This window comes from Tritonibacter horizontis (assembly GCF_001518015.1).
Taxonomy (GTDB): Bacteria; Pseudomonadota; Alphaproteobacteria; order Rhodobacterales; family Rhodobacteraceae; genus Epibacterium; species Epibacterium horizontis.
In genome coordinates, this window is the sequence record NZ_LPUY01000099.1 from 1 (window position 1) to 9094 (window position 9094).

The following is a 9094-nucleotide window of genomic DNA, read 5'->3' on the forward strand; positions in this document are numbered from 1 at the left end:
GCCCGCAGGGCGCGGCCCCCGCGCCACCGCGATGCGCGTTGCGCAGCGCAAAACCTCGGGCCACTGTAGGCAGGCGCGGCGGGGGCGGGACCGTTCCCCCTAAGGCGGAGGTTCAGACGTTGTCTGCCACGTTAAATCCGTCGGGGATGCTGTTCACCCCATCCAGGATCAGATCCGCCATTACCTGTGCCACCTTGGGCGCCATGCCAAAACCAATCTTGAACCCGCCGTTGGCAATGAAATGCCCCTCTGTTCTGGGGTCGGCCCCGAGCATCGGCGCCCGGGTGCGGGCGCGGGGACGCACGCCGGCCCAGCGTTCCAACACCGGCGCGCCCGCCAGCTGTGGCAGCGCGGCGGCCGCCCGGGCGAGGAGCTCGTCAAGCTGGGCATCCGGTGTATCCGGGCTGGTGAAATCCCGCTCGCTGGTCGAGCCGATGGCGAGCGTGCCATCCGCATGGGGAATGATATGCAGCCCGTCTGCATAGAGCTGCGGCACATTCCCCGGTGCAAACCCCAGCAGCGCCGCCTGACCTTTGACTCCATTGCCGACCGCGCGCGGCGCGTTTTGGCTCAGCTCCGCCAGTCCTTGATAGCCGGTGGCATGCACCACCTGTCCGCGGTTCGGGGCGTCGCGCTGCACCTCGACGCCGCCTGCCCGCAGGGCACTGACCAGCGCGGCGCAGGCGCGCCGGGGGTGAATGCGGCCGGACAGGGTGTCGTGGATCACTTGGCCCGTCGGGCTGGGCGGATGCCAGTCGCCAAAGTCCGACGCCGGCCGCACCTCCCACAGGGCCTGATCCTGCCAGAGCGCCGCGGCGCTGGCGCAACGGGCCTGGGCCAGCGCCAGGGCGCGTTCATCGGCGATCGGTTGCAACCGGCCGAGACGGCCATAGCCGGGGCAGACGCCGCCGGCGGCTTCGACCTCGGCCCAGAAGGCGCCGGCCATCAACAGGCTGTCCAGTTGAAACGCCTTTTTCGGGTTCCAGTTCTCCGGCACATGGGGGGCGAGGGCGCCAACGATGCCGCCGCTGGCGCCGGCACCCGCACCTGCGGGGTCAACCACCTGCACCCGGGCACCGCGCCGGTGGCAGGCCCAGGCGATGGAGAGGCCGAAAATCCCGGCGCCGCGGACGGTGACATCCACTCCGATTTCTGCAGTTGCCATTTCCGTGGCCTTTCGTCAGGTTCGCCCTCGTACTTCGCCCCACCTAAAGGAAATCGCGATGGCAGACCAGCAGGCGCGGCTCAGCTGGCGGGATGGCAGCCTGCCGGTGTCCGACCAGTTCGACGATCCTTACTTCTCGCTCCACAACGGCCTGTTGGAGACGGAGCATGTCTTTCTGGCGGGCAACGATCTGCCCCTGCGGTTCGGTACCGGCTTTCAGATCGCGGAGCTTGGCTTTGGCACCGGGTTGAACATGCTGGCGGCCTGGCGCGCCTGGGAAGACAGCGGCCAGGCGGGCGCCTTGCGGTTCACCAGTTTCGAGGCCTACCCAATGCGGCCGGCGGATATGGCACGCGCGCTTGAGGCCTTTCCGGCGATCACGCCCTGGGCCGAGCGGTTCCTCGAGGCGTGGTCCGGGGGCGGGCGCTGCGATCTGGGCACGCTCCGGCTGGAGGTGGTGATCGGCGACGCGCGCCAGACGGTGCCGTCCTGGACGAGCGCGGCGGATGCCTGGTTTCTGGACGGGTTCTCGCCCGCAAAGAACCCGGAACTGTGGCAGGACGACCTGATGCAGGCGGTGGCGGACCATACCCGTGACAGCGGCACGGCGGCCACCTATACGGCGGCGGGGTTCGTGCGCCGTGGGCTGGCGGCGGCAGGGTTCCAGGTGACCCGCACCGCCGGATTTGGTCACAAACGACATATGACACAGGCGCGCCTGGCACCGACCCAGACGACAGAGACATCGAAAGGCTGACCCATGGACCAGCACATGGCCAAGAACGACACCAAAATGGGCATCTTGCTGATGATTGGTGCGACCATCGTGTTTGCGTTGCAAGACGGTGTCTCGCGCCATCTGGCGAGCGAATACAATGTCATGATGGTGGTGATGATCCGGTACTGGTTCTTTGCCGCCTTTGTCATCGCGGTGGCCCTGAAACAGACCGGATCGCTGCGACTGGCGGCGCAGAGCAGCCAGAAAGGGGTGCAGATCTTTCGGGCCTTTGTGCTGGTTGCTGAGATCTGCGTCATGGTGCTGGCCTTTACCGTGCTTGGTCTGGTCGAGAGCCACGCGGTTTTTGTCTGCTATCCGCTGCTGATCGCGGCCCTGTCGGGACCGATCCTGGGCGAACAGGTGGGCTGGCGGCGCTGGGCCGCGATTGGCGTTGGCTTTGTCGGGGTGCTGATCATCTTGCAACCGGGGTCCGGGGTGTTCCAGCTGGCGGCCTTGATCCCGCTGTTGTCGGCGCTGATGTTTGCCCTTTACGGCCTGTTGACGCGCTATGTGGCGCGGCGCGACACCACCGCCACCAGTTTCTTTTACACCGGGGTGTATGGGATGCTTTTCATCACACCGCTCGGGCTGATCTGGTGGGAGCCGATGACGCTGACAGACTGGGCCTGGATGGCGAGCCTGTGTGTCAGCGGCGCGCTGGGTCATTGGCTGCTGATCAAATGTTACGAGACGGCCGAGGCCAGCGCCGTGCAGCCCTTTGCCTATATGCAGCTGCCCTGGGCCGCGATGATCGGTCTGACCGTCTTTGGCGAGACCATGCGCAGCAATGTGGTGATCGGGGCCGGGCTGGTGGTGGCGGCGGGCCTATTCACTTTTTGGCGCGAAAGCCTCAAGCGTGCGGCCAGCTAGTTCGCGGGTGAAGGGAACAGGCAGGGGCGGTTGCCCCAACCGCGCGCGATAGACCGGCAGGCTTTCGGTGACGCGCATCACGTAGTTGCGGGTCTCGTGAAAGGGGATGTGTTCGATCCAGTCAACCACATCGACGGCCGGATCGCGCGGGTCGCCATAGCGTTCCATCCAGGCGATCGGGCGATGCGGACCGGCGTTATAGCCGGCGGCCATCAGCACCACGTTGCCGTCGAATTGGCCGGCCAGCCGCGCGAGATACTGCGCCCCGAGACTGGCGTTGTACTGCCAGTCTTCGGTCAGGCGCGCGGTCCGGTGGTCGTCAAGAATGCCCAGTTCCCGCGCCACCAGTTCTGCGGTGCCCGGCATCACCTGCATCAACCCGCGTGCGCCGGCATGCGAGATCACCACCGGGTCGAATTCGCTTTCGCGCCGCGCGATGGCCAGGATCATCTCAGACGCCATCGGCAGGCTCATCCGGGTGACGGGGTGCAGCGGGTAGTAGGCGCCGGCCAGTTCCAGCCCGTCCTGTGCGGCGCGTTTGGAGATCATGACCGCCAGATGCGGCTGGCCCATGTCGACGGCCATCTGGCCCAGTTTCAGGGCCTCGGCGGGCGGCAACCCTTCGACCAGATGGGTCAGGAACCGTTCCGCCAGGGGCACGTCGCCGGCCTCCAGCAGGGCGATGCCGGCCTTGTAGACCGAGGAGTCCAGAAAGCTGGCGCCGGCCCAGTCGGTCTTGGCCGGGGTGGCGAGTGCGGGATCAAAACCGCGCCCCAGCGCCTGCGCCGCCAACAGCCCGTAGTAGGAGCTTTGATATTTCGCCCCCAGCCGATAGGCGGCGTGGGCCTTGTCGATGTCGCCCATCTGGGCATAGGCGCGGCCCAGCCAATAGCCGGCGCGCCCAACCGAAATCGGGCTTTCGACGGCGGCGAGGAACCGGGTGAAGTGATAGGCGGCCAGCTCGGCATCGCCGAGTTTGCGCAGGGCGACATAGCCTGCGATCCATTCGTTGTCGGCATAGCCATAGCCGTCTTCGGGCAGAGCAAAGTGATAGGCGGCGAGTTTGTAGGCGCGGGTGTTGTCCTCGTCCCGCATCAACTGACGGGCAAAATCGGCGCGCCGCCGCAGCCATCTGGCGGGCTGTCCCAGCGCCTCGGCCGAGGTGGAACGGTCGAACATCATCGCAATGGCATCGTCCTGGCGTCGTTTGGCATCGCGCCAGGCGAAGCGGTCATAGGCCAGCCCGGCATCCTCGCGCAGCGCGGCGGGCACGGCGGCGATGGCGGCATCGACGCCATTGGCCTGCTGCTGGAGCGCCATGCGGGCCTCGGCCAGCTTGCGGGCGCTGTCGCTGACCAGATCCAGCATCCGGGCGGAGGACACCATGTGGCCGTCCCACAAAAGCTGCGTCAGGCGCGCCTCGTGGTGGTCGGCCAGCAGGGTCCGGTGACGCGCCAGATAGGCCGCCTGGGTTTCGGTCCGCATCGCCATGCTGCGCCAGGCGCGCACGATCTCTGCCTGGCCGGCCTCCGATTGCCCGGAGGCGATGAGCGCCTCACCCAGGCTCAGGGCGCCTTCGGGGGTCTGGGCGGTGCCGCCTTCGCCGAAAAACGCCAGCACCGTGGCCGCGCCGGCCTCGGCAATGGTCGCTTCGGCGCGGCGGCGCAGATAGTCCATGCCGGGCCAGTCGCTGCGCCGGTCGATAAACCCCATGATGTCGCGGGTGGTGCCCTGGCCCGCGCGCAACCGGTGCCATTCGATCACGTCGCGGGCGATCGATCCTTCGTCGCCGGCATCAATCAGGGCCTCGGCCCATTGGCCGTCGCGCATCAGGGGCAGTGAGGTGTCGAGACCGCGTGCCATCAGTGGCGCGGTCCCGAAAACCGCGCAAATCAGCACCCAAGCAGCAAGTCTGCGTGTCATGTCTTGCATTTTCCAGCGTTCCGGGGATAGAGCCTGTCACGATAGTGCGTGTGTTTCGGGGTGCAACTCAATTTCCCGCCAGCACGTGCGTCCGGGCAAGGATTTGCCTGCAAGGAATTTACTAACTGGAGCGTTCCAATGTTCACAGGCTCTATGCCAGCCCTCGTCACCCCGTTTCGCAATGGTGAGTTGGATCTGGATACGCTCAAACACTTGGTCGAATGGCATATTGCCGAAGGCTCGACCGGTCTGGTTCCCGTTGGCACCACCGGCGAAAGCCCGACCCTCACCCATGAAGAGCACGAGCTGGTGATCAAGGTGGTTGTGGAAACCGTCGCGGGCCGGATCCCGGTGGTCGCGGGGGCGGGGTCCAACAACACGGTCGAGGCGATTCGCTTTGTCGAATACGCCGCGCGGGTTGGCGCGGATGCGGCGCTGGTGGTGACGCCCTATTACAACAAGCCGACCCAGCGCGGCATGGTGGCGCATTTCACGGCGCTGCATGACTGCGCCGATATTCCGATCATCATCTACAACATCCCGCCGCGGTCTGTCGTCGATATGTCCCCGGCCACCATGGGCGAGCTGGCGAAACTGCCGCGCATCGTCGGGGTCAAGGATGCCACCGGCAAGCTGGAGCGTGTCAGCCAGCAACGGGCCTCTTGCGGGGCGGATTTCATCCAGCTGTCGGGCGAGGATGCCACCGCGCTGGGGTTCAATGCCCATGGCGGCGTTGGCTGTATTTCGGTCACTGCAAACGTGGCGCCGAAACTCTGTGCAGAGTTTCAGGCCGCGACGCTGGCGGGCGATTACAAGACGGCGCTGGACTATCAGGACCGTCTGATGCCGCTGCACGAGGCGATCTTTATCGAGCCGGGTCTGGTCGGAGCCAAATACGGCATGTCCCGTCTGGGCTTGTGCTCTGAAGAAGTGCGTTGTCCGCTGACACCGCTGGAGGACAGCACCAAGGCCAAGATCGACGCGGCCATGGTGCACGCGGGCCTGCTCTGAGGTTTTCTGACAGTTTATGAGACCAGCAGCCCCGGTGAAGTCCGGGGCTGTTTTGTTTCAGCAGGTTAGAACGGCCGTGGCCCCGGACGCGGCGCTTGGCGTTAGGCCTGCAGCGCCGGGGCCAGGTGGGCTGTCTTTTCCGGGTTGCGGATGACATAGACCCTGGCGATCCGCCCGTCGCGGATTTCCAGCGCGGTGGCCTGCACCAGCCCCTCCGGCTCCAGGCTGAGAATGGCGGGCAGACCATTCAGCATTGCAAAACGCCAGCGTGCCGGCAGTCGCGCTCCGGATTTGCGGGACAGGCCTGCGGCCAGCCGCATCACCTTGTCGCGTCCGTAGATCGGGTTCAGCGCCGCCGTGGCCTTGCCGCCGCCATCGCTGACCATTTCGACATTCTCGGCCAGCAGCTGTGTCAGGGCCGCCATATCGCCGGTCTTGGAGGCGCGAAAGAAGGCCTCGGTCAGGGCACGGCTTTCCTCGGGCGGCATTTTGGCGCGGGGGCGCTCGGCCTGCACATGGCGGCGGGCGCGCGACACCAGCTGGCGACAACTGGCGGCGCTGCGATCCAGCGCGCGGGCCACGTCGTCGTGACTGTTGCCAAAGACATCGTGCAACAGGAAAGCCGCGCGCTCCAGCGGGGTCAGCCGTTCCAGCGCCAGCAAAAGCGCGACCGAGACGTCGTGATCCAGCGCCTCGACAGGGTCCTCTGTCAGCAGGGGTTCCGGCAGCCAGGCGCCGGTATAGGTTTCGCGCTTTACCCGCGCCGATTTCAGCTGGTCCAGGCAGAGCCGGGTCACCACCCGCACGAGATAGGCGGTTGGATCGCGCACCCCGTCGCCCGACACCGCCTGCCAGCGCAGGTAGGCGTCCTGCAGAATATCCTCGGCATCCGCAACGCTGCCGAGCATGCGGTAGGCGACCGCGAACAATCGCGGTCGCGCCATCAGGAACTGATCGGTTCCGGTATCCTGTGCCTTGTGGCTCACGCGGCGGAGGCCTCCTTGGCGACAGGATGCGGCGTGCGAAAGCCGATGGCAATGCGGTTCCAGCTGTTGATCGCCCCGATCAGAAGGGTCAGCGCCACCTGTTCACGGGGCGAGAACTGCTCTGCCACGAGGGCATAGTCCGCGTCCGGGGCGGCGGTATCCGCCACCAGCGTCAGCGCCTCGGTCCAGGCCAGCGCGGCGCGTTCCCTGGCGGTATAGAGCGGGCTTTCCCGCCAGGCGGGCAGCAGGTGCAGGCGGTCCTCGCTCTCGCCCAGCTTGCGCGCATCATGGGTGTGCATATGGATGCAGAAGGCGCAGCGGTTGATCTGGCTGGCGCGCAGTTTCACCAATTCGATGATGGTGATGTCCAGCCCGGAGGCCTTGAGCAGCTCCTCCTGTTCCATCATCGGTTTGAAAAGGTCGCCGGCAGCGGCGAACTGGTCGAGACGTTCGGTCATGGGTCCTGTTCCTTTCTCAGTCAGTGGGGACTGAAAACAGGACGAGGGGCCGGGGCACGGTGTGACAGGCGGACGGTGTTTTTTCAGCGCTTGCCGTAATAAAGTCCGACGACATGTTCGGCCTCGGCAAAGAACAGCCAGCGGGTGCAGACCACCCCGGCCATATGGCTGAGGACCGCAAGCCCGGCGAGAGCGTGTTTCAGCGCCAGCCCCGAGACCGGCACCAGCAACAGCAGCAGGGGCAGCCCGATGGCGAGGGCAAAGCCGATGACCCGCAGCTTTTGCGCATGTTTGCGCCCGACCACATGCACGAATTCACGCAACAGGTAGTTGGTGCCGGTATGGGGAGGTTCGAACGCGCGGACCTGTCCGATGCGGCCAAGGCCGGTGGCGCTGGCCAGGGTTGTGCCGGAGGTGGCAAAGGCCCGGTCGCCCTGATGCCAATAGGCCAGCAGGGTAAGCCCGGCGAGCCCCAGCAGGCCGGTCGCCTGATCTTGTTGCCCCGCCAGCAATGCGCCACCCGCAAGGGCCAGCGTCAGGAACAGCGCCGGGGTCAGTGGCATCATGTTCCAGCGCGGCACGGTCCTGAGCTGAGCGTAGATCATCGAGGTTGTAAATACCGTCCCGATGCTGAGCGCCGCCCCCAGCGCCCCGACGAACGGCCAGTGGCGGTCGAGGAAAATCGCACCGATGGCATAAAGTCCCATGGTCAGAAGTGCTGCCACCGCGCAGCAGCCTTCCCGCGAGAGCCAGCTTGTGCGCCATTGCGAAAACGCCTTCCACGCACGTTCGGGGCGGCCGAGGTGAAAGGTGGAGGCCAGCAGCCCGCCCACCGCCAGCCCGTAGGCAATGGTGAAAAAGACAAAGGCAACACCGCCGGTGACCGCAGGCAGGCCAAGGCCGAGGAAGAACAACAGGCCAAAGCCCAAACCCGACAGGGTGGTGAAGGCGATGACGGAGGGGGCGGGGTGCATCAGTGCTGCCCTCCGGGTAGTTTGTCCAGCGCCCGGTCGAGCCAGCCGAGAAAGCCGCCCGGTTCGTCCGTGACCGGCGCCAGCAGGGGCGCCAGGAGGTCGATTTCGCCGGTGGGTTGCGCTGCGAGCCTGTCCTTCGGGCGGGGGGGCAGGTATTTGTTGACCGGCTTGGTGCCCTGTTCCGGCATCAGGTCAAAGCCGCCGCGTGCGTCGACCAGTTTCGAGACCTCCGACGCCGGGTCGCCGAGGTCGCCGAAGTGGCGTGCGCCCGCCGGGCAGGTCCGCACGCAGGCAGGCACGCGGTCCTCTTCGGGGAGGGTGTCGTTGTAGATCCGATCGACGCAGAGGGTGCATTTCTTCATCACCCCGGCGGCCAGATCCAGTTCCCGTGCGCCATAGGGGCAGGACCAGGCGCAGAGGCCACAGCCGATGCAGTTGTCCTCGTTGACCAGCACGATACCGTCCTCGACCCGTTTGTAGCTGGCCCCGGTGGGGCAGACGGTGACGCAGGGGGCGTCTTCGCAATGGAGGCAGGATTTCGGGAAATGGACCAGCTGGGCGGCGGCGGCAGGCTGGCCGCTGCAGGCCTCCGGCTGGGCCTCGTAGGAATGCACCCGGTTGAGGAAGGTGCCCGAGGGGTCGGCGCCATAGGGGGCCTGATCCGAGAGCGCGGCGCTGTCGTTTTCCGTGTTCCAGCCCTTGCAGGAGATGACGCAGGCATGGCAGCCGACACAGGTGTCGAGGTCGATCACAAGGCCCATCTTGCGGCTGGTCCGGGTGGGGAGGTCGGTCAAGGGATCTGGCCTCCGTTTGTGTGGCGCGGGCCGGACCGGGGCGCGGCCCCGGACCCCGAGGTATTTGGAAAAAGATGAAGCAATGGGGCGATCATTGGCCGACCTTCCATGTCAGGGAGGGGGGCGCCATAGCCA

At 66.2% G+C, this 9094-nt stretch carries 9 protein-coding genes; 3 read left to right on the plus strand and 6 right to left on the minus strand.

All coding sequences use genetic code 11. From position 1 onward, the window contains the following. Positions 1–112: 112 nt before the first annotated feature. Positions 113–1165 (minus strand): NAD(P)/FAD-dependent oxidoreductase, encoded by a 1053-nt coding sequence (locus TRIHO_RS18995; protein WP_068247483.1) that lies wholly within the window; start codon positions 1163–1165, stop codon positions 113–115. A 58-nt stretch (positions 1166–1223) separates the two neighbouring features. On the opposite strand from TRIHO_RS18995, the gene mnmD reads away from it, so the two are divergent. Both mnmD and TRIHO_RS19005 read left to right on the plus strand, forming a co-directional pair. Further along, positions 1224–1922 carry a tRNA (5-methylaminomethyl-2-thiouridine)(34)-methyltransferase MnmD gene (mnmD, locus tag TRIHO_RS19000; RefSeq protein ID WP_068247486.1) on the plus strand — a complete coding sequence of 233 codons (699 nt, stop codon included), beginning with the start codon at positions 1224–1226 and terminating at the stop codon, positions 1920–1922. A gap of 15 nt (positions 1923–1937) precedes the next feature. Further along, positions 1938–2813 carry a DMT family transporter gene (locus TRIHO_RS19005; RefSeq protein WP_408646202.1) on the plus strand — a complete coding sequence of 292 codons (876 nt, stop codon included), beginning with the start codon at positions 1938–1940 and terminating at the stop codon, positions 2811–2813. On the opposite strand, the gene TRIHO_RS19010 is transcribed toward TRIHO_RS19005, so the two are convergent. Continuing rightward, complete coding sequence (locus TRIHO_RS19010; protein ID WP_068247507.1) at positions 2769–4736, minus strand: lytic transglycosylase domain-containing protein; 1968 nt, start codon at positions 4734–4736, stop codon at positions 2769–2771. The genes TRIHO_RS19005 and TRIHO_RS19010 overlap by 45 nt on opposite strands. A gap of 138 nt (positions 4737–4874) precedes the next feature. Between TRIHO_RS19010 and dapA the strand changes: the two genes are divergently transcribed. Continuing rightward, on the plus strand, positions 4875–5747 hold the full coding sequence (gene dapA, locus TRIHO_RS19015) for a 4-hydroxy-tetrahydrodipicolinate synthase (protein WP_068247490.1): 873 nt from the start codon (positions 4875–4877) through the stop codon (positions 5745–5747). A gap of 101 nt (positions 5748–5848) precedes the next feature. On the opposite strand, the gene TRIHO_RS19020 is transcribed toward dapA, so the two are convergent. The 4 genes from TRIHO_RS19020 to TRIHO_RS19035 form a co-directional block, all read right to left on the minus strand. Next, on the minus strand, positions 5849–6733 hold the full coding sequence (locus TRIHO_RS19020; protein WP_068247492.1) for a sigma-70 family RNA polymerase sigma factor: 885 nt from the start codon (positions 6731–6733) through the stop codon (positions 5849–5851). Beyond that, positions 6730–7191: a carboxymuconolactone decarboxylase family protein gene (locus TRIHO_RS19025; protein ID WP_068247496.1), complete on the minus strand. Its 462-nt coding sequence runs from the start codon at positions 7189–7191 to the stop codon at positions 6730–6732. Before TRIHO_RS19025 ends, TRIHO_RS19020 begins: the two co-directional genes overlap by 4 nt. A gap of 83 nt (positions 7192–7274) precedes the next feature. Beyond that, positions 7275–8165 carry a dimethyl sulfoxide reductase anchor subunit family protein gene (locus tag TRIHO_RS19030; protein ID WP_068247499.1) on the minus strand — a complete coding sequence of 297 codons (891 nt, stop codon included), beginning with the start codon at positions 8163–8165 and terminating at the stop codon, positions 7275–7277. Continuing rightward, on the minus strand, positions 8165–8959 hold the full coding sequence (locus TRIHO_RS19035) for a 4Fe-4S dicluster domain-containing protein (protein WP_068247504.1): 795 nt from the start codon (positions 8957–8959) through the stop codon (positions 8165–8167). Before TRIHO_RS19035 ends, TRIHO_RS19030 begins: the two co-directional genes overlap by 1 nt. Positions 8960–9094 lie beyond the last annotated feature (135 nt).

Excerpts from the sequence above, each read along its gene's own strand:
- TRIHO_RS19005 (WP_408646202.1), top strand. The coding sequence starts at position 1,938 with ATGGCCAAGAACGACACCAAAATGGGCATCTTGCTGATGATTGGTGCG.
- mnmD (WP_068247486.1), top strand. The coding sequence starts at position 1,224 with ATGGCAGACCAGCAGGCGCGGCTCAGCTGGCGGGATGGCAGCCTGCCG.
- TRIHO_RS19030 (WP_068247499.1), bottom strand. The coding sequence starts at position 8,165 with ATGCACCCCGCCCCCTCCGTCATCGCCTTCACCACCCTGTCGGGTTTG.
- TRIHO_RS19025 (WP_068247496.1), bottom strand. The coding sequence starts at position 7,191 with ATGACCGAACGTCTCGACCAGTTCGCCGCTGCCGGCGACCTTTTCAAA.
- dapA (WP_068247490.1), top strand. The coding sequence starts at position 4,875 with ATGTTCACAGGCTCTATGCCAGCCCTCGTCACCCCGTTTCGCAATGGT.
- TRIHO_RS19010 (WP_068247507.1), bottom strand. The coding sequence starts at position 4,736 with ATGACACGCAGACTTGCTGCTTGGGTGCTGATTTGCGCGGTTTTCGGG.
- TRIHO_RS18995 (WP_068247483.1), bottom strand. The coding sequence starts at position 1,165 with ATGGCAACTGCAGAAATCGGAGTGGATGTCACCGTCCGCGGCGCCGGG.